Annotated in this window: 17 protein-coding genes and 8 tRNA genes; 12 read left to right on the plus strand and 13 right to left on the minus strand. The window is 71.9% G+C overall.

Annotated elements, in window-relative coordinates:
* The coding region (locus HS99_RS04960; protein WP_063737783.1) for a serine/threonine-protein kinase at positions 1–870 on the minus strand (870 nt) is incomplete at its 3' end.
* Positions 871–1,275: 405 nt separating this feature from the next.
* Here HS99_RS04960 and HS99_RS43120 point away from each other — a divergent pair.
* Positions 1,276–1,476 carry a hypothetical protein gene (locus HS99_RS43120; RefSeq protein WP_030286307.1) on the plus strand — a complete coding sequence of 67 codons (201 nt, stop codon included), beginning with the start codon at positions 1,276–1,278 and terminating at the stop codon, positions 1,474–1,476.
* 301 nt (positions 1,477–1,777) lie between these two features.
* Here HS99_RS43120 and HS99_RS04970 read toward each other — a convergent pair.
* The 6 genes from HS99_RS04970 to HS99_RS04995 form a co-directional block, all read right to left on the minus strand.
* Positions 1,778–1,849 (minus strand) — tRNA-Val (locus tag HS99_RS04970).
* A gap of 44 nt (positions 1,850–1,893) precedes the next feature.
* A tRNA-Val gene (locus HS99_RS04975) sits at positions 1,894–1,965 on the minus strand.
* A gap of 44 nt (positions 1,966–2,009) precedes the next feature.
* Positions 2,010–2,081 (minus strand) — tRNA-Val (locus HS99_RS04980).
* 41 nt (positions 2,082–2,122) lie between these two features.
* Positions 2,123–2,194, minus strand: a tRNA-Val gene (locus HS99_RS04985).
* 34 nt (positions 2,195–2,228) lie between these two features.
* Positions 2,229–2,302 (minus strand) — tRNA-Cys (locus HS99_RS04990).
* Positions 2,303–2,342: 40 nt separating this feature from the next.
* Positions 2,343–2,415 (minus strand) — tRNA-Gly (locus HS99_RS04995).
* Positions 2,416–2,745: 330 nt separating this feature from the next.
* On the opposite strand from HS99_RS04995, the gene HS99_RS05000 reads away from it, so the two are divergent.
* The 3 genes from HS99_RS05000 (at position 2,746) to HS99_RS05010 (ending at position 5,690) form a co-directional block, all read left to right on the plus strand.
* Positions 2,746–3,909 carry a chorismate-binding protein gene (locus tag HS99_RS05000; protein ID WP_078938943.1) on the plus strand — a complete coding sequence of 388 codons (1,164 nt, stop codon included), beginning with the start codon at positions 2,746–2,748 and terminating at the stop codon, positions 3,907–3,909.
* A 12-nt stretch (positions 3,910–3,921) separates the two neighbouring features.
* Entirely contained in the window at positions 3,922–4,752 is an 831-nt protein-coding gene (locus HS99_RS05005; RefSeq protein ID WP_030553649.1) for an aminotransferase class IV, read from the plus strand.
* Positions 4,753–4,832: 80 nt separating this feature from the next.
* Positions 4,833–5,690 carry a GNAT family N-acetyltransferase gene (locus tag HS99_RS05010; protein WP_030286313.1) on the plus strand — a complete coding sequence of 286 codons (858 nt, stop codon included), beginning with the start codon at positions 4,833–4,835 and terminating at the stop codon, positions 5,688–5,690.
* Between the two features lie 28 nt (positions 5,691–5,718).
* Here HS99_RS05010 and HS99_RS05015 read toward each other — a convergent pair whose 3' ends face one another.
* A complete protein-coding gene (locus HS99_RS05015; protein ID WP_030553651.1) occupies positions 5,719–6,219 on the minus strand; it encodes a DsbA family protein in 501 nt (166 codons plus the stop codon).
* 110 nt (positions 6,220–6,329) lie between these two features.
* On the opposite strand from HS99_RS05015, the gene HS99_RS05020 reads away from it, so the two are divergent.
* Positions 6,330–6,791 carry a hypothetical protein gene (locus HS99_RS05020; protein ID WP_030286317.1) on the plus strand — a complete coding sequence of 154 codons (462 nt, stop codon included), beginning with the start codon at positions 6,330–6,332 and terminating at the stop codon, positions 6,789–6,791.
* 58 nt (positions 6,792–6,849) lie between these two features.
* On the opposite strand, the gene HS99_RS05025 is transcribed toward HS99_RS05020, so the two are convergent.
* Complete coding sequence (locus HS99_RS05025) at positions 6,850–7,419, minus strand: CGNR zinc finger domain-containing protein (protein WP_030286319.1); 570 nt, start codon at positions 7,417–7,419, stop codon at positions 6,850–6,852.
* Positions 7,420–7,824: 405 nt separating this feature from the next.
* Positions 7,825–8,238 (minus strand): SsgA family sporulation/cell division regulator, encoded by a 414-nt coding sequence (locus tag HS99_RS05030; RefSeq protein WP_030056266.1) that lies wholly within the window; start codon positions 8,236–8,238, stop codon positions 7,825–7,827.
* A 447-nt stretch (positions 8,239–8,685) separates the two neighbouring features.
* On the opposite strand from HS99_RS05030, the gene HS99_RS05035 reads away from it, so the two are divergent.
* Together HS99_RS05035 and HS99_RS05040 are read left to right on the plus strand one after the other, a co-directional pair.
* A tRNA-Val gene (locus tag HS99_RS05035) sits at positions 8,686–8,757 on the plus strand.
* A gap of 212 nt (positions 8,758–8,969) precedes the next feature.
* Positions 8,970–9,041 (plus strand) — tRNA-Val (locus HS99_RS05040).
* A 59-nt stretch (positions 9,042–9,100) separates the two neighbouring features.
* Here the strand turns inward: HS99_RS05040 and HS99_RS05045 are convergent.
* Complete coding sequence (locus HS99_RS05045) at positions 9,101–9,868, minus strand: 3'-5' exonuclease (protein ID WP_030553654.1); 768 nt, start codon at positions 9,866–9,868, stop codon at positions 9,101–9,103.
* Positions 9,869–10,018: 150 nt separating this feature from the next.
* Here HS99_RS05045 and HS99_RS05050 point away from each other — a divergent pair, with 150 nt between their 5' ends.
* From HS99_RS05050 to HS99_RS05065, 4 genes are all read left to right on the plus strand, one after another.
* A complete protein-coding gene (locus HS99_RS05050) occupies positions 10,019–10,573 on the plus strand; it encodes a DUF4365 domain-containing protein (RefSeq protein WP_030286323.1) in 555 nt (184 codons plus the stop codon).
* 32 nt (positions 10,574–10,605) lie between these two features.
* Positions 10,606–11,772, plus strand: a complete 1,167-nt coding sequence (locus HS99_RS47660) for a hypothetical protein (RefSeq protein ID WP_050366887.1) — start codon at positions 10,606–10,608, stop codon at positions 11,770–11,772.
* An 88-nt stretch (positions 11,773–11,860) separates the two neighbouring features.
* Positions 11,861–13,840, plus strand: a complete 1,980-nt coding sequence (gene thrS, locus HS99_RS05060) for a threonine--tRNA ligase (RefSeq protein ID WP_030286328.1) — start codon at positions 11,861–11,863, stop codon at positions 13,838–13,840.
* Between the two features lie 81 nt (positions 13,841–13,921).
* Positions 13,922–14,482 carry an HIT family protein gene (locus HS99_RS05065; protein ID WP_030286330.1) on the plus strand — a complete coding sequence of 187 codons (561 nt, stop codon included), beginning with the start codon at positions 13,922–13,924 and terminating at the stop codon, positions 14,480–14,482.
* 76 nt (positions 14,483–14,558) lie between these two features.
* Here the strand turns inward: HS99_RS05065 and HS99_RS44635 are convergent, their stop codons facing one another.
* Positions 14,559–16,205 (minus strand): AbeC-like domain-containing protein, encoded by a 1,647-nt coding sequence (locus HS99_RS44635; RefSeq protein ID WP_030553656.1) that lies wholly within the window; start codon positions 16,203–16,205, stop codon positions 14,559–14,561.
* A 199-nt stretch (positions 16,206–16,404) separates the two neighbouring features.
* On the opposite strand from HS99_RS44635, the gene HS99_RS05075 reads away from it, so the two are divergent.
* Positions 16,405–16,848: a thiol-disulfide oxidoreductase DCC family protein gene (locus tag HS99_RS05075; RefSeq protein WP_030286334.1), complete on the plus strand. Its 444-nt coding sequence runs from the start codon at positions 16,405–16,407 to the stop codon at positions 16,846–16,848.
* Here HS99_RS05075 and HS99_RS05080 read toward each other — a convergent pair.
* Positions 16,836–18,884, minus strand: a complete 2,049-nt coding sequence (locus tag HS99_RS05080; RefSeq protein ID WP_030286336.1) for an elongation factor G-like protein EF-G2 — start codon at positions 18,882–18,884, stop codon at positions 16,836–16,838. The genes HS99_RS05075 and HS99_RS05080 overlap by 13 nt on opposite strands.
* Positions 18,885–19,010 lie beyond the last annotated feature (126 nt).

The raw sequence follows: 19,010 nt of genomic DNA on the forward strand, positions 1-19,010 counted from the left end.
CGGGGCCGCGCCTCGCCGCGTCGCCCGCCCGTTGCCACCGGTGGCCGCCGCCCCGCGGGCCGCGAGCTCGCTGAGCCGCTCGTGCAGTGCGGCCGCGCCGGGCCGCTCGGCGGGCTCCTTGGCGAGGCAGGCACGGATCAGCGGGGCGAGCTGCGGCGGTACGGCCGACAGGTCGGGTTCCTCGTGGACGACCCGGTACAGCATCACTTCGGAGGACGCCCCGGAGCCGAACGGGGTGTCCCCCGTGAGCGCGTACGCGAGGGTGGCCCCGAAGGCGAAGACGTCGGTGGCCGGGGTGACGGCGGCGCCGCGCACCTGCTCGGGTGCGAGGAAGCCGGGGGAGCCGACCGCCGTGCCGACGTGGGTGAGGGTGCTGGCGCCGCGCGACCACGCGATGCCGAAGTCGATGATCCGCGGGCCGCGGGGCGAGAGCAGGATGTTGGAGGGCTTGAGGTCGCGGTGGACGACCCCGGCCTCGTGCACCTTGACCAGCCCGTCGGCCAGCGCGGCCCCGATCCGGGCGGCGTCCGGCCAGCTGAGCGGCCCCTCGTCGCCGACCTGCTTGTAGAGGGACGGCCCGGGGACGTACGCGGTGGCGAGCCAGGGGCGGTCGGCTTCGATGTCGGAGCCGACGACCCGTGCGGTGCAGCCGCCGCGGATCCGGGAGGCGGCGGCGATCTCGCGGGCGAAGCGGGTGCGGAACTCCTGGTCCTCGGCGAGTTCGGCGCGGATCAGTTTGAGGGCGACGCGCTGTCCGCGGCGGTCGGAGCCGAGGTAGACCACGCCCATGCCGCCGGCTCCGAGTCGCCGGTGGAGGCGGTAGGGCCCGACGATGCGGGGGTCCTCACGCCTCAGCCGCATCATCGCCATGTCTCGTTCCCCGTCAGCCTGTGGGTGAGGCCCCGTCGGTTGGGGCATCGTCAGTTCCTGTCTGGCACAGCTTACGGACTGCCTGCTGCGGTGTGCTGATACGCAACACCTCAAGCCACCGTGCGATTGTCGGATCGTGCTCTGAGCTGCAGGTCACAGGGACGCCGAATCGTTTCTCGGGGTTGCCCCTCAGGGTTCCCTCGGGGGCGGGGGGAGTCGGCCCTCCCCCTCCGGTAGTACGCCTTGAGTTGGAGCGTCATCCTCCGGGATGCCCGAGGAACAGTACGACGGCATGACGTCCGAACGGCCCCCTGACCAATAGCGTTGTGCTCAGCGGTGGACGGGGAGCTCGTCCCCCGAGGTAAGCCGTCCACCGCCCCACTCGACCGGATCAGGAGCAAGGCCATGGCAACGCAGCAGACGGGCACCACCCGCCGCCGTCGGCCGGCCTTCACCCAGCCCCAGTCCGCCGAGCAGCGCACCCGGCACCCCGCCGTGGCGCTGGCCATGGCCCTGCCGTGCGCCGTGCTCCTGGTACTGCTGTTCGGCGGGTGGGAGCAGATGGCGAAGCAGGCCGAAGCCCTGGCCGAGCTGATCGGCCGCTGAGGCAACCCAGGCCGCCCAGGCCGCCGAGGCCGAGGAAGCCACTGAAAGAGGAACACCAGAACGGGCACTGTTCCCCTGGGGACGGGGAGCAGTGCCGCCGGGGAGGCCGCGGCCGCGATGACACGCGGACGGGCGAGAGCGGTGCGCAGAGCGCCCCGGCAGGCGGAGACGCCGCGTACGGACGTCGGTGAGGGCGACCGTACGCGGCTCTTCTCTTTCCGTCCCCCGGGAGCATCCACCGCCGGAACGACGAAAGGGCCGAGGCTGCGACCCTGACGGATCGCGGCCTCGGCCGTTACTGTGCGCGATACTGGGATTGAACCAGTGACCCCTACCGTGTCAAGGTAGTGCTCTCCCGCTGAGCTAATCGCGCCTGGTGTGGCGGTTGTGCAGCAGGCCCCGAGGGGCCCGTTACTGTGCGCGATACTGGGATTGAACCAGTGACCCCTACCGTGTCAAGGTAGTGCTCTCCCGCTGAGCTAATCGCGCCTGGTGTGGCGGTTGTGCAGCAGGCCTCGAAGGGCCCGTTACTGTGCGCGATACTGGGATTGAACCAGTGACCCCTACCGTGTCAAGGTAGTGCTCTCCCGCTGAGCTAATCGCGCCTGGTGAGGCGTTCCTGCAGCAGGCCCTGTAGGGCCCGACGTGCGCGATACTGGGATTGAACCAGTGACCCCTACCGTGTCAAGGTAGTGCTCTCCCGCTGAGCTAATCGCGCGGGGAGGTCTCCCGGAAGAACCGGGAGAGCCTCTTGGAGGTGGAGACGGGATTTGAACCCGTGTACACGGCTTTGCAGGCCGTTGCCTCGCCTCTCGGCCACTCCACCAGGCAACACACGAAGAACGATCTTACACTGTTCTCCATCGAGCGGACGACGAGATTCGAACTCGCGACCCTCACCTTGGCAAGGTGATGCTCTACCAACTGAGCCACGTCCGCCTGTCTCCCGGGATCTTCACCGCTTTTCTTCGGCTGCGCTCCCCGGCGACGTGTTGAACTCTAGCGGATTCCCGGGCCAGCTAAAAATCCGTTCCCGCAGCGTGCCGAGGGGATGCCCCGCCGAGTGCCGTCCCGTCAGCCCTTCCGACCGGTCACCGGCCACCACCTGCGGCGCTCCCGGACGATCATCCGCAGGTCACCGGGCGCACACCCGCCCGACGCACTCAGCTGCTCGTACGCGGGGCGCGGGGAGTTCCGCGGCCGACCGGGGCCGCGCCCCCGGACCTACACTTCAGGCACCGCTGCCCAGTACCACCGAGCAGGAGAACCGTGTCCGGCCACCCCGACCCCCGCACCCCGCTCGCCCGCTTCGGAGGCCGCGTGGCCACCGGACTGCGCGACGTCACCTCGGACCCGGCCGCGCTCGAATCCTCCGGCTACTGGGCCGTCGCCCACGACTTCGAGGGCCGGCTGATCTGCGCCCGCTTCGACGACGTCCGCCCGGCCTCCGCCCCGCCCTCGGGCGCCGGCTGGCACGGCCCGGACGCCGGCAGCTGGCACAGCTCCCTGGACCGCGCCGCCTACACGGCGGGCGTGCGCCGCATCCGCGAGCACATAGCCGCCGGCGAGGTCTACCAGGCCAACCTCTGCCGAGTGCTGTCCGCACCGCTCCCCGACCCCGACCGCAGCGACATCGACGCCCTCACCGGCCTCCTCGCCCACGGCAACCCCGCCCCCTACGCGGGCACCATCCGGCTGCCCGAGCACGGTGTCGAGATCGCCACCGCCTCCCCCGAGCTCTACCTGCACCGCAGCGGACGCACCGTCTCCTCCGGCCCGATCAAGGGCACCGGCCGCACCGAGGACGACCTCCTCGAGAAGGACCACGCCGAGAACGTGATGATCGTCGACCTGGTCCGCAACGACCTCGGCCGGGTCTGCGAGACCGGCAGCGTCACCGTCCCCGACCTGTGCGTCGTCGAGAAGCATCCCGGCCTGGTCCACCTGGTCTCCACCGTCGAGGGCACCCTGCGCGACGGCGCCGGCTGGCCCGAGCTGCTCACCGCCACCTTCCCGCCCGGCTCGGTCACCGGCGCCCCCAAGTCCAGTGCCCTCCGGATCATCGACGCCCTGGAGACCGCCCCTCGCGGCCCCTACTGCGGCGCCGTCGGCTGGGTCGACGCCGACCGCGGCGTGGGCGAACTCGCCGTCGGCATCCGCACCTTCTGGCTCGACCGGCAGGACCCGGAGGCACCCGTCCTGCGCTTCGGCACCGGCGCCGGCATCACCTGGGGCTCCGACCCGGACCGGGAGTGGGCGGAGACCGAACTGAAGGCCGCCCGACTGGTCGCGATAGCGTCGGGCAGCGACACCGGCAGAGGCAGCGAAACCGGCGAAGGCACCAACACCGGCAGAGGCACTTACACCGGTAGTGACACCGACACCGGCAGCGCCGCCGAAACCGCCACCGACCACGAGCCGCACCGCGCCTAGGAGCAGCCCCCGATGCACAACCGCACCACGAGCTGGGTCAACGGCTCCCTCGTCGACTCCGCCGACGCCGCCGTTTCGGTCCTCGACCACGGCCTCACCACCGGCGACGGCGTCTTCGAGACCATGAAGGCCGTCGACGGCCGGGCCTTCGCGGTCACCCGCCACCTCGACCGGCTCACGCGCTCCGCCCGCGGCCTCGGCCTGCCCGACCCTGACCACGACCTGGTCCGCGAGGCCTGCGACCAGGTCCTCGCCGCCAATCCGGCCCCGCTCGGCCGCCTGCGCGTCACCTACACCGGCGGCAACGCCCCGCTCGGCTCCGAGCGCGGCACCACCGGCCCCACCCTGGTCGTCGCACTCGGCGCCATCAACCGCCGCCCCGACGAGACCGCCGTCGCCGTCGTCCCCTGGCGCCGCAACGAGCACAGCGCCGTCGCCGGCCTCAAGACCACCTCCTACGCCGAGAACGTCGTCGCCCTCGCCGCCGCCCACCGCGTCGGCGCCTCCGAAGCACTGTTCGCCAACACCGCCGGCCGGCTCTGCGAGGGCACCGGCTCCAACGTCTTCGTGGTCATCGGCGGCCGCCTGCTCACCCCCACCCTCGCCTCCGGCTGCCTGGCCGGCATCACCCGGCGGCTGGTCATCGACTGGTGCGGCGCCGAGGAGGCCGACCTGCCGCTCAGCGCCCTCCAGGACGCCGAGGAGATCTTCCTGACCTCCACCACCCGTGACGTCCAGGCCGTCACCCGCGTCGACGACCGCGAACTGCCCGGCACCGGCCCGGTCACCGCCAAGGCCATGACCGTCTTCGCCGAGCGCAGCGGCGACGACCTCGACCCCTGATCCCACCCCCGGGGCGGCGCCCCGGCCAGACGGTGCGGGCGGCGCGGATAACCTTCCCGGCGAGGGGAAGGGACCACCACATGACCACCACGCTGCGCCCCGAGGGCCCGGAGACACCCACCACGGCCGGCGGCCGCACCAGACGCTGGCGGATCCTGAGCAACGGTCACCAGGTCGGCGCCCTGCGCACCACCTCCGCCCGCCATGGGACTCAACTCTGGGGCGAGATATCTGAGTTGGAGATCACCGAGGCCCGCGGCCGGGGGCGCGGCACCTTCGGCGCGCTGGCCGCGGAGGAGGTGCTGCGCAACTGGGGCTGCGCCCGGGTGGATGTGGTCGTCCCCGAGTCCGCCCAGGCCGCCCGCGGACTCGCCGCCACCCTCGGCTACGCCGAGCGGATGCGGAACCTGGGCAAGAGCCTGACCGCCGCCCCGCCGCTGCCCGGCGGCGTCACCGCCCGCCCGATCGGCGCCGCAGAGTTCCCGGCCTGGCTCGACCGGGCGGCCCGGGCGTACGTCCGCTCCCTGATGGACTCCGGCCTCACCGAGGAGCAGGCCCGGGCCAAATCGCGCCTGGACCACCACAACGTCCTCCAGCAGGGTGCCGACACCCCCGGCGTCGTCCTGCGCCGCCTCTACCGGGCGGGCGGCGACGACCGGGCGGCCGCCGAGCCGCTCGGCTCGCTCTGGGTGGACCTCCACCTGCGCGACCTGCCGGACGGCACCCCGCTCGCCTGGGTCATGGTGGTCGAGGTGTCCCCGGCCCACCGGGGCCGGGGACACGGCCGCACCCTGATGCTGCTCGCCGAACGGGAGTGCCTGGCCGCCGGAGTGCGCGAACTCGGCCTGAACGTCTTCTCCGGCAACGAGGTCGCCCTGCGGCTCTACGCCTCGCTCGGCTACCGGGTGGTCAACCGCTGCTACGGCAAGCAGCTCTGAGGATTTGACGGAACGCCAGCGGACGGCGTCAGGAAGCCCGCGCCGCCTCGATGACGGCCACGATCCGCTCGCGCAGCCCCTCCTGGTTCTTCCCGCCGTCCAGCAGCTGCCCGCCGATCACGTACGTCGGAGTGCCGGTGACCCCGATCGCCTTGCCCTCGGCCTGGTCGGCGTCCACGGTCAGCATGTGCCGGCCGTCGATCAGCGCGGTGTCGATCTCCTCGACGTCCGCCCCGACCTCCCGGGCCACCTCCAGCAGCACCTGCTGCCCCCGCGCGTCCAAGTCCTCGACCCGGGCCAGCAGCGCCTCCACGAACGGCCACCCCAGTCCCTGGTCGAACGCCTCCTCCGCCGCCTCCGCCGCGGCGTAGGCGTGCTTGTGCTTCTCCAGCGGGAAGTGCCGCAGCTCCACGGGGAGCGCGTCGCCGTACTGCGCGCGCAGCGCCCGTACGTCGTCCAGCGCGGTGCGGCAGTCCGGGCACTGGAGGTCGCACCAGAACTCGAGGCGGGGGAGGGAACCATCGATCATCCCCCCAGTGTTCCACTAGTGGGTGCCCGCTCCCGCCCGGCGGTGCGCCCGAGGGCGGACCGACAGGGGGCACCGATGACCAGGACGATCGGAAGCGAAGGGGCCCACTCGTGCTGACCGCCGCGATCACTTTCCTCCTCACGGCCGGTGGAGTGGCCGTCGCGGGCCTGCGGGCCCGGCGGCGTCGGTTCCTCTCGGCCACCCGCTGGTTCGCGGTGGCGCTGCTGCCCGCCGGCCTCTACCTGACCGGGCTGTTCCCGCTGGCGAGCACCATCGGCAGGGAGTTCGCCGACTGGGCGGCCAAGCTGGTCTTCGACCCCCGGGTGTGGGCCGGCATCGTGCTGCTCGGCGTCTCGGCCGTGCTGCTGGTCACCACCCGCTGGGTGGGCCGCCGGGGCGCCGTGGAGACCCCGGCGGAGCGTCCGGCCGCCGGAGCGGCTCCCGAGCGCCCGGCGGTGGCCCGGGCCGCCAAGGCACCGAAAGCACCCGAGAAGCAGCAGCCGGGCAAGCGGGACGACGGCCTCGGCGACTTCGCAGACATCGAGGAGATCCTCCGCAAGCGCGGTATCTGAGCCGAGGGCGCGCGGGCGGACGGGCGCACCCGCCCGCACGGGGACCGGCCGCAGGGCGTCAGGCGGAGGCGACGGCCTCCGCCGACCGCTGCCGTGCCCGGTAGGCGGCCACGTGCAGCCGGTTGCCGCAGGTGCGGCTGTCGCAGTAGCGCCGCGAACGGTTCCGGGAGAGGTCCACGAAGACCCGCGCGCAGTCCGGCGCCCCGCACCGGCGCAGCCGCTCCCGCTCGCCCGCCATCAGGATGAAGGTGAGCGCCATGCCCAGTTCGGCCGCGAGGTGCGGACCGAGCGCGGCGTGCGGCGCGAAGTAGTGGATGTGCCAGTCGTGGTGGTCGTGGTTGACCAGGCGGGGCGTCGTCCCGGCGGCCGCGACGATCGCGTTGACCAGGTCGGCGGCCTCTTCGGTGGACTCCGTCCCGAACACGTCGCGCAGCCGGGTGCGCAGCTCCTGCACCTGGCGCAGGTCGTCTTCGGTGAGCGAGTCGATCTCGCTGATCTCCTGGCGGCGCACGAAGGCGTCCAGCGCGGCGATGTCCGGCAACCGCTCGTCGCCGCACACCTCGGGCGCGGTGTTGAGCAGATCGACGAGGATGCTCAGCGCGCACTCGGTGTCATGGGTGATCAGCACGTTGGGACTCCTCGCGCAGGGGGACTCCGGTACCCCGCGTCCACGGTTACCCCAGACCATACCGGCCCTTGGGGCGTAAGGGCGGCGCGTTTGTTCGAAGCCGTGTGCGGATCCCGGCAGAGTGTCCCAAAGCGGTCGCAGGATCCCACGCCGAGCCCCGCCGTACGGCCCCGCGGGGGGACGCAGGCGCCCGGCAGCGAGGCCGGCCACCCGTACGGATGGCCGGCCTGGTTGCCGGGCGCCTGCGTGGTGTGGGCCCGCTCCGGCGGGAGCGGGCCGTTCACCGGCCCCGAGACCGCGTCGTGCGCGGCTGAGTCCGCTGCCGTGCCCCCGAGTAGGACGGCCGCGATGACAGCAGGAAGCACGGCCCCGCCGACAGCGGGGCTGGACCGCCTACGGTCGGAGTCAGCTTTCGGCGAGGATGTGGGACAGCTCCCGGTCGAGGTCGAAGTGACGGTGTTCGGTGCCGGGGGGCACCGCGGCGTCCGTCCGCTTGAGGAAAGACTCAAGCGCCCGGGCCGGGGCCTCCAGCAGGGCTTCTCCTTCCGGAGAGCTCAGGGCGATGCAGACCACCCCTTGCCCGTGGCTGCGCGACGGCCACACCCGGACGTCGCCGGTACCGGTGGGTCGGTGCAGCCCCTCCGCGAGGAGATCTCGGGCGAACACCCACTCCACGGTCTCGTCGGCGCCCGTGTGGAACGTGGCGTGCACGGCATAGGGGTCGGCGGTGTCGTAGCGAAGGCCCGCGGGGACGGGCAGTGAGGACTCGCTGGACACGATGAGGCGCAGGTGCAGCTCGCAGCTGACCGTGGTGTTCATAAGCGCCATGGCCTTTCGCTCAGTGTGCGCTCGGGGAATCGCACGTCGGCGAACGGACCATCCCACCCCCAAGACCGATGTAAACCCCTCTGTCCCGATTCGGGCGCGAGTCGTACCCCTTACGGCGCATTGCGGAATCATCACGGAGTACCCGCCCGGGGCATTACCGGCGGTTCTTCTCGGCCGGGATTCCGGGCCGGTCCGTACCCGGCCCGTACGAAGCACCGGGGAGGCCGGGAACAGGGGAGCGGATGGTGCGGCCGGACCCGACGAGTCGTGCGCGCGGGCGGGAGGCGTGGGCGGGGGAGGCGGGCCGAGGACGGGCCGGGGCCCCTGGGTGCGGGGGCGGAGCCGGGCGGGTGCCGCCCTGGGGCCCCGGGCGGGGGCTGCGGGTGGGCGGGGTGTTCGGAGCACCCTCCGGGATGCGGTAATGTTTTCCCTGCACCCGGGCGATTAGCTCAGCGGGAGAGCACTTCGTTCACACCGAAGGGGTCACTGGTTCGATCCCAGTATCGCCCACCGGAATGCATTGTGATATGTGAGGCCCAGTCGATTATTGGCTGGGCCTCACATGCATTTCCGGAATCCCGCCCGAAGTACCGGCCGCTAATCCGACTGAGGATCAGTCACCTTCCGTGCGGAGCGCGAGTTCTGCGGGTCCGTCGGCCGTCCCCCGGAAGAGCGAGTTGTACGACCGCCCCCGAATGGTGCTACAGTTCTTCTCGTTGCCCGGGCGATTAGCTCAGCGGGAGAGCACTTCGTTCACACCGAAGGGGTCACTGGTTCGATCCCAGTATCGCCCACCGGACAGCACGCAGGCCCTGACCAGGAAACCGGTCAGGGCCTGCGGCGTTGCCGGGGCCTACGCCGCCGCCTCGCAGCCGTGTTCGGGGTCCAGCCGGCGGCCGCACATGCACCGGGCCGGCCGCAGCGGCCAGGACACGTCCACCCGCTCCGGCGTCCCCGACCGGTCGAACCAGGCCTGCAGCCCGCGCGCCTGCGCCGCGTGCCAGACCGCCTGCCGCAGGTGCAGCTCCGCAGCCGACAGCCCGCCCAGCGCCGCCGGATAGCGGGCGCCTATTCGCCGGATCAGCGACATGGCCGCCGTCGCGTCCGCCGCCGCGTCGTGCGCCCCGGTGAGGTCCACCCCGTAGTGGGCGCACAGGTCGGTCAGCGTCCGGCGGCCCTTGCGGTAGCGGTCCACGTGCTTGTCCAGCACCCGCGGATCCAGCACCACCAGCCCTGCTCCCCCCAGCCCGGCGTTCAGCGTCAGCCCGTGGTGGCGGCGCAACTCCCGGTCCAGCAGCGTCAGGTCGTAGGGCGCGTTCATCACCACCACCGGGCGGCCGGCCCGGGCCTGGCCCGCCAGCGCGCGGGTGACCTCCGCCACCACCACCCGGGCCGGCCGGCCGTACGCCCGGACCTGCTCGTCGGTGATGCCGTGCACCGCCCGGGCGCCGTCCGGGATCGGCACACCGGGATCGGCGAGCCAGGTGGTGGTCTGCGCCGGGGCGCCCGGGGCGAGTTGGACGACCAGGGCGGCCGAGACGATCCGATCGGTCTCCACGTCCACGCCGGTCGTCTCGGTGTCGAAGGAAGCGAGTGGGCCGGTGTACCAGTGCTGCTGCATGACTGCCCCTCAGGCGTGCGTTCTGCGCCCGGGTGATACCCGTTTCTGACGCATGCTCAACCCGTTTGGCCCAGCCCCGACCGGGGATCCTGCCCACGACAGTCCCGTCCGAATCCGGACGGGCCCGGAGCCGGGGGAGGCCACGGGGCGATGGCACTGACCCAGCCGCAGCCCGACGAGGCGGCGGCCGCACTCAGGGGGAACCTCGCGGTCACCGCGTGCATGGAGACGCTGCAGGTCGGCTACCTGCACGCGGTCGCCGCCGCGGCCGGCTGCTCGCTCTCCCAGCCGTTCCCGGACAACGGCATCGACTGGCAGGTCAGCCACGGCTCCCGGGAGCACGAGGTGGACGACGAGGTCACCATCAAGATCCAGCTCAAGGCGACCCAGCAGATCGCGCCTGACCCCGCCGGACCGTTCTTCAGCTTCACCCTGGACAACGACCACCTGCGCAAGCTCGCCCGCGCCCGGGTCGCCGTCCCGCGCATCCTGGTCGTGATGCTGCTGCCCCGCCGGGTCGACCACTGGCTCCGGGCCCGCCCGGACGCCCTCGAACTGCGGCACTGCTGCTACTGGGTGAACCTGGCCGGTCACCCCGTCACCGGACAGCGGCGCACCAACGTCCGGGTGCCCACCGACAAGGTCTTCGACGACCGCGCCCTCTGCGACATCATGGCCCGGGTCGGCGCGGGCGACAGCCCGTGACCACCCGGCCCCGGCAGCGAGGAACCACGCCCATGACACTGCCGCACGGACCGGACGGCCACGCCCCGGCCCTGCCCGACCCGGCCACCGTCGACCCCGCGGTGCTCGCCACCCTGCTCGCCCGGCACGGCTGGACCCGCCGCGGCGGTCCCGCCGCCCGGTACGGCCGCTGGACCCCACCCGACGGCGAACCCGGCACCAGCCTCCTCGTCCCCACCGCGGACGGCTTCGACGACGCCGTCGAACTCCTCACCGACGCCGTCACCGCCCTCTCCCGCTCCCGCACCCCCTCCGCCCGCTCGATCCTGCGCGCCCTCGCCGTCCCCGGCGACGAACTCAGCTGGCGCCGCGAACTGCCCGGCCCCGCCGACGCCACCCCCTGGGACGACGCCGAACGGCTCCAGCGGGCGGCCCGCGCGATGCTCGCCGCCGGAGCCAAGGCCGGCCGCGCCACCGCCGCCTACTACGGCGCCCGGCTGGACGGCCTCGCCGGGGACTTCCTCGACAGGGTCCTGCTCGTCGAACAGGGCGCAGTCGACCAGGGTGCGGCCCTCACCGCCTACACTCCCGCCCCCGAGGGCCGCACCGCCGTCACCACCCTCGTCCGCGCCCTTGAGGCACTGCGCGACGCCGTCGACTACCGCCGGGTCAGCAGCGGGCCCGAGGCCTTCGAGAACGCCGTCGGCTCCGGAGTCAGCCGGGAACTCGTCCAGTCCGTCGAGGACCTGGTGCGCGGCGCCACCGCCGCCCGGCTCACCGTCGCCTGGTCGCCCGCTGCCGGAACCCCGGGCGGCTTCGGCGACCGCCGGATCGACCTCGACTTCTCACCCGGCGACCTCCCCGCTCTCACCGAGGCCGCCGAACTGCTGGAACGGCTCGAACCCGCCGTCGACGTCACCGTCCTCGCCGTGGTGGTCCGGCTCAAGCGCGCCGACCCGTCCGGACCGGGCTCGGTACGACTGCGGGTGCTCGACGGCGCCGACGTCCGCGAACTCAAGCTGCGCCTGCCCGACCCCGACTACCGGCTTGCCGCCGAGGCCCACCTCTCCGGCGTCCCGGTCCGGGTCTCCGGACGCCTGGAGCGGCGCGACGGATTCCGTCGGCTGACCCGGCCCCGCGGCCTGGAGCTGTGCGGATGGGGGGAGGACGAGCGCGAGCGGCTGCTCAAGGGCCTCCAGCAAAGGGGAGAGAGGTCCTGAGTGCGCGGCGCGGGTGGCGCTCTCGGTACCATCGTCACGCGCAGCGCAGTGTTGCGTCCTCTGAAATCCAGCACGTCAGGAGAGACCGGTGACGGACGTCCGGGTAATCATCAGCCGCGAACCCGATCGGGAAGAGCGCGTGGTGACCACGGGCACTACGGCCGCCGAGCTCTTCGCCGACGACCGCTCGATCATCGCCGCCCGCGTCGGCGGCCAGCTCAAGGACCTCGCGCACGTCCTCCAGGACGGCGAGGAGGTCGAGCCGGTCGCGATCGACAGCAAGGACGGCCTCGACATCCTGCGCCACTCCACCGCGCACGTCATGGCCCAGGCCGTGCAGCAGCTCTACCCCGAGGCCAAGCTCGGCATCGGCCCGCCGGTCAAGGACGGCTTCTACTACGACTTCGACGTTGAGAAGCCCTTCCACCCCGATGACCTCAAGGCCATCGAGAAGAAGATGCAGGAGATCATCAAGCGCGGGCAGAAGTTCTCCCGCCGCGTGGTCACCGACGAGGCCGCCCGCGAGGAACTGGCCGCCGAGCCGTACAAGCTGGAACTGATCGGCCTCAAGGGCTCCGCCGCCACCGCCGGCGAGGGCGCCGACGTCGAGGTCGGCGCCGGCGAACTCACCATCTACGACAACCTGGACGCCAAGAGCGGCGAGCAGTGCTGGGGCGACCTCTGCCGCGGCCCGCACCTGCCCAGCACCCGCCACATCCCGGCGTTCAAGCTGATGCGCAACGCGGCCGCCTACTGGCGCGGCAGCGAGAAGAACCCGATGCTGCAGCGCATCTACGGGACCGCCTGGCCGACCAAGGACGAGCTCAAGGCCCACCTCGACTTCCTGGTCGAGGCCGAGAAGCGCGACCACCGCAAGCTCGGCAACGAGCTCGACCTCTTCTCCATCCCCGAGGAGATCGGCTCCGGCCTCGCCGTCTTCCACCCCAAGGGCGGCATCATCCGCCGCGCCATGGAGGACTACTCGCGCAAGCGGCACGAGGAAGAGGGCTACGAGTTCGTCTACACCCCGCACGCCACCAAGGGGAAGCTCTTCGAGAAGAGCGGCCACCTCGACTGGTACGCGGACGGTATGTACCCGCCCATGCAGCTCGACGAGGGCGTGGACTACTACCTCAAGCCGATGAACTGCCCGATGCACAACCTGATCTTCGACGCGCGCGGTCGCTCGTACCGTGAACTGCCGCTGCGCCTCTTCGAGTTCGGGACGGTGTACCGCTACGAGAAGTCGGGCGTCGTGCACGGCCTGACCCGTGCCCGCGGCTTCACGCAGGACGACGCCCACATCTACTGCACCCGCGAGCAGATGGCGCAGGAGCTCGACTCCACGCTGACCTTCGTGCTCAACCTGCTCCGTGACTACGGTCTGACCGACTTCTACCTGGAGCTGTCGACCAAGGACCCGGAGAAGTTCGTCGGGACGGACGAGGCCTGGGAGGAGGCCACCCGCGTTCTCGCCTCGGTCGCCGAGAAGCAGGGGCTCCCGCTGGTGCCGGACCCGGGCGGCGCGGCCTTCTACGGCCCGAAGATCTCGGTGCAGGCCAAGGACGCCATCGGCCGCACCTGGCAGATGTCGACCATCCAGCTGGACTTCAACCTGCCCGAGCGTTTCGACCTGGAGTACACCGCGGCGGACGGCTCGCGTCAGCGGCCGGTCATGATCCACCGTGCGCTCTTCGGCTCGATCGAGCGCTTCTTCGCGGTGCTGCTGGAGCACTACGCCGGTGCCATGCCGCCGTGGCTGGCCCCGGTCACCGTGACCGGCATCCCGATCACCGACGAGCACGTGCCGTACCTGCTGGAGGTCGCGGCCGAGCTCAAGAAGCACGGGATCCGGGTCGAGGTGGACACCTCGGACGACCGCATGCAGAAGAAGATCCGCAACGCTCAGAAGTCCAAGGTTCCGTACATGCTCATCGCGGGCAACGACGACGTCGAGGCGGGCGCCGTGTCGTTCCGCTACCGCAACGGCGAGCAGAAGAACGGCGTTGCGGTGGCCGAGGCCGTCGCCGAGATCGTGGACGCGGTGAAGAACCGCGTTCAGGTGTGACGCCGTAGTCGGACGACCACGCGCGGGGCAGGCTCTTCAAGAGTCTGCCCCGCGCGGCTTTGCAAGCACGGCTGGGCGAATATGCTGATCAGCATGACGACTGAGCCGGAACTGCAGCGGGGTGTCGGTGAGCCGGACGGCTTCCGCCGCCTGTGGACCCCCCATCGGATGGCGTACATCCAGGGTGAGAACAAGCCCACCGGCCCGGCTCCGGACGACGGTTGTCCGTTCTGCTCGATCCCGTCGCTGAGCGACGAGGACGGGCTGGTCATCGCCCGGGGCAGCTCCGTTTTCGCGGTGCTGAACCTGTACCCCTACAACGGCGGGCACCTGATGGTGGTCCCGTACCGGCACGTGGCCGACTACACCGACCTCGACGAGGCGGAGACGGTCGAGCTGGCGGACTTCACCAAGCGGGCGATGACCGCGCTGCGCGCGGCCTCGGGGGCGCACGGGTTCAACATCGGGATGAACCAGGGCGCTGCGGCCGGGGCCGGGATCGCGGCGCACCTGCACCAGCACGTGGTGCCGCGCTGGGGCGGCGACACCAACTTCATGCCGGTGGTCGGCCACACCAAGGTGCTGCCGCAGCTGCTGGCGGACACCCGCAAGATGCTGGCCGAGGTCTGGCCGCAGGGCTGAGCCCGCGGAGTACGAGGAGGGGCCCGCCACCGAATTCCCCGGTGGCGGGCCCCTCCTCGTGCGTCCGGCGCCGGAGTCAGCCGGCGTCGAACTGGTCGACCTTGTACGGGCGGCTGCCCTGCGCCTCGGACTTGATGATCGAGGTGCGGTTCTTGAAGAAGCGGTCGGCGTCCAGGTCGTGCTCCTGGAGGAACTCCAGGGTGGCGGTGTGCACCGCGTTGAGCACCGGGACGGAGGCGTTGAGCGCGTTGTCGACCATGGAGCGGTTGTTCCAGGCGGTGGCGACCCAGGAGTGCCGCAGTCCGAAGGGTTCGGGCAGGCCGAGGCCACCGCCGAGCCAGCCGAGCAGGCCGGGCATCTTGTGGAAGGGGGCGCGGACGGCCTGGCGGACCACCTCGTCGTTGTCGATCAACGGGAGTTTGACGGTGCGCTCCTCCCAGAACTTCACCGTCTTGGCGATCGTCTTCTCCTTGTCCTTCGGCTTGTCGAAGAAGACGCCCTTGACCGGGCCGAGCGCGTAGCCGGCCACCGAGATGCTCAGTACGTTGGCGAGCAGGGTCACCGTGACGGTGAAGGTGATGACCAGCTTGCCGTCGTGGGTGATGAACTGGGTGGCCAGGTAGTGCCGGGGGCCTCCGGGGAAGGTCTGCTTGTCGGCGATGCTCTGCACGGCGAAGTCGCGCATCCGCTCGCCGTCCATGTCGGCGCCGCCGGGGCGGCTGATCTCGTCGGCGCCCTCGCTGACGTCGAAGACCACCCACTGTTTGATGGCGACGTTGGGGATGCCGCTGTTGGCGACGTGGCTGACACCGAGGCCCTTGAGGTGGGCGGAGATCCGGCGGACCAGGTCCCAGGGGTGGAAGGCGCGGAAGTCGACGTGGCCCTCGGCGGGGTGGAGGGTGTCGGCGAGGCGCCACTCGCCCCAGCGGCGGCCGGCGCCGAGGATGCCCTTCGGGCCGGCGTAGTGCTGGACGTTGGTCTCCTGCTCGGCGTCCAGGCGGCCGAGCTTGTCGCGCAGTTCGTTGGCCTTCTTGTCCAGGTCGTCGCGGGGGACGGCCTTGGCGACGGTGGCGGCGACGACGCTGCCCTCGACCAGGTCCTGCCAGCGGCCGCGGAGGTCCTTGGCGGAGCGCTCGACGATGCGGCGGGCGAGGTACCAGCCGAGCACCGGGGCGAGCATGGTGATCCGCAGGTAGATGCCGAGGACGCCGGCCGCCGGAGGGAGGAGCACCAGGTATCCGGCGAGGACGGCGGCGGCGATGAGGGCGAAGGCGCCGTAGGTGTCGGCGCCGCGGGCGTTGTCCCGCTTGAGCCAGGCGCGCAGTTGGAAGGCGCCGAGCCAGACCAGGGTGCCGGGGAGGAACAGCACGCCGGTGATGACGGAGACGGTGCTGAGCTGCCGGTCGCGGGCGTGGCGCAGTTCCTCGGCGGCCAGGCAGTGTTCGACGACCTGGCGGGTGTCGACGCCGAAGGACGGGACGAGGGGTTTGCGGTCGCCGCCGAGGGTGCGGGAGATCAGCGCCTTGCTGAAGGCCTCGCCGAGGTTGGGACGGAAGAGGGCGAAGCGGCCCTTCTTCTCCGTGGCGTCGCTGACCTCGGCGACGAACTTGCCGATCTCGCCGTCGCGGTAGGCGGCCGAGGAGAGCGCCTGGGTGACGGCGGTCTGCGGGCCGGCGTCGGTCCGGGGTATCTGCGCACCCGGGGTCATGTCGAGTGTGGTCACGGTGGCGTCCCCTCCTCCCCTTGTCAGCGGCAGGTTACCGTGCCGTGGCACCCCCGCGCGGATGATCGTCCGAAGTACCGTGACGAGCCGTCACGTTCCGGCCCCACCCGGCCTGAGGGGCATGATGCCCGCTTTCGGGCCGGTCGATACCCGCCCGAGCCCGTCGGGTGGGGGTGGAGGAGGATGGGCGGTGAAGCCGATGAAGGGGGTTGCCGTGAAGGATCCGGTGCTGGTTTTCGACGGGGACTGCGCGTTCTGCTCGTCCTGTGTGCGCTGGGGGGAGAAGTACCTGCGGCAGACGCTGGCCTCGGGGGGCTGGGAGGCGGTGCCGTTCCAGTTCGCGGAGCTGGCGGAGTTGGACGCGCTGGCGGGTGGCCGGGCTGAGGTGTCGCCCGAGCGGGCCGAGCGCGAGGTGCTGTGGGTGACGCCGGCGGGCCGGGTGTACGGGGGTGCGCAGGCGGTGGCGCGGCTGCTGATGCGCTCCGGGGGCGCGTGGGCGTACCTGGGGGCGCTGATGGCGCTGGGGCCGGTGCGTCCGGTGGCGGGCGTGGTGTACCGCTGGGTGTCGCGCAACCGGCACCGGATGCCGGGGGGTACGGCGGCGTGCGCGCTGCCGAGGCGGGGGCCCGTTCAGTCGGTGTAGCGGTCGGCCAGGGCGGCGGGCATGGGTTCGTGGCGCAGGTAGGCGCGGGAGAACTCGGCGGTGCCGTGGGTGAGCGAGCGCAGGTCGACCGGGTAGCGGACGAGTTCGAGTTCCGGGACTTCGGCGCGCAGCAGGGTGAGTCCCTGCCCGCCGGTCTCGGTGCCGAGGACTCGGCCGCGGCGGGCGGAGAGGTCCCCGAGGACGGCGCCGAGGTACTCGTCGGGCAGCAGGATGCTGACGGCGGCGACGGGTTCGAGCAGGCGGATGACGGCGTGCTCGGCGGCGTCGCGCAGGGCGAGGGCGGCGGCGTTCTGGAAGGAGGCGTCGGAGGAGTCGACGGAGTGGGCCTTGCCGTCGGTGAGGGTGACCCGGACATCGACGAGCGGGTGCCCGGTGGCGACGCCCTTGGGGAGCTGGGCGCGTACCCCCTTCTCGACGGAGGGGATGAAGTGCTTGGGGACGGCTCCGCCGACGACGTGCTCCTGGAACTCGAAGCCGGAGCCGGCCGGGAGGGGTTCGACTTCGAGGTCGCAGATGGCGTACTGGCCGTGGCCGCCGGACTGTTTGACGAGTCGACCGTGGCCGGCGGCGGCGGTGCCGAAGGTCTCGCGCAGGGCGACCTTGGGTTCGACAGTGTCGACGTGGACGCCGTGGCGGGTGCGCAGCCGGTCGAGGACGGCCTCGGCGTGGGCCTCGCCGGTGCACCAGAGGACGAGCTGGTGGGTGTCGGGGTTCTGTTCGAGGCGAAGCGCCGGGTCTTCGGCGCCGAGCCGGGTGAGGGCTTGGGAGAGCTTGTCGTCGTCGGCCTTGCTGTGGGCTTCGACGGCGATCGGCAGGAGGGGTTCGGGGAGGGTCCAGCTGTCGAGTTCGACGGGGTGGCCGGGCTCGTGGACGGTGTCGCCGGCGCGGGCGGTGGTGAGTTTGGCGGCGCAGACGAGGTCGCCGGCGACGGCGTGCGGGACGGGGCGCTGGAGTTTGCCGAAGGGGCTGGTGAGCCCGGTGACGCGTTCGTCGCCGTTCTGGTCGGCGGTGTGGGCGGGGCCGACGAGATGGATCTTGGTGTCGGGGCGCAAGGTGCCGGCGTAGATGCGCAGCAGGCTGATCCGGCCGACGTAGGCGTCGCCGGTGACGCGGACGACCTGGGCGGCGAGCGGGGCGTCGGGGTCGCAGTCGGGGGCGGGGCGGGTGCGTTCGGTGGGGTTGGGGAAGGTGTGGGCGATCAGGTCGAGGAGTTCGGCGGCGCCGAGGCCGTTCTCGCTGGTGGGGACGGCGGGGTGGAGGGCGCAGGAGAGGACTTCGCGGCGCATTCCGGCTTCGAGGGCGTCGGTGTCGAGGGGGTCGCCGGAGAGGTAGCGCTCCATGAGGGTGTCGTCCTGGCCGGAGATGGCTTCGACGAGGCTGTCGTGGGCGGGGCCGGTGTCGGGCAGCGGGGTGGCGTCGCCGTAGGTGTCGCCGGTGAGGAGGTCGACGCTGCCGTCGGGGTGTCCGTCGTGGAGAACGGGCAGGAAGAGCGGGCGCAGGGTGTCGGGGCCCAGTTCGAAGGCGTCGTGGCAGGTGGTGAGGATGTCGTCGAAGCCGGTGCGGGCGAGGTCGAGTTTGGCGACGGCGATGGCGCGGGGGATGCCTTCGGCGGCGCACTCGCGCCAGAGGGCGCGGGTGGGGGCGGTGACCGGGTCGGTGGCGGAGACGACGAAGACGGCGGCGTCGGCGGCGTGCAGGGCGGCGCGCAGGTCGGCGGCGAAGTCGGGGTGGCCGGGCGGATCGATCAGGTTGATCTTGACGCCCTTCCATTCGAGCGGGAGCAGCGAGAGCTGGACGGAGCGCTGCTGCTGGTGCTCGATGTCCTCGTGGTCGGAGACCGTGGTGCCCTCGGTGACGCGTCCGGCGCGGCCGATGGCGCCGGCGGCGAGGGCGAGGGATTCGGCGAGGGTGGTCTTGCCCACACCGCTGGAGCCGATGAGGACGACGTTGCGCAGGTCCTGCGGGCTGGTCACGGCGGGCGCCTGGCCGGCTCGTGCGGTGCTGCGGTCGGGCATCGGGGTCTCCTCCCGTGGCGCCGAGGCTGTCTTTGGCAGTCTAGGGTCGGGTCCGGCGAGGCGCGTGTCGTGCGACCGTCCGGGTGCGGGCGGTGGCCGGGGTGCCGTGCGACGGAGGGTGTCCCG

Origin of the sequence: Kitasatospora aureofaciens (genome assembly GCF_001188955.3) — a bacterium.
In the GTDB taxonomy this organism is placed as follows: domain Bacteria; phylum Actinomycetota; class Actinomycetes; order Streptomycetales; family Streptomycetaceae; genus Kitasatospora; species Kitasatospora aureofaciens.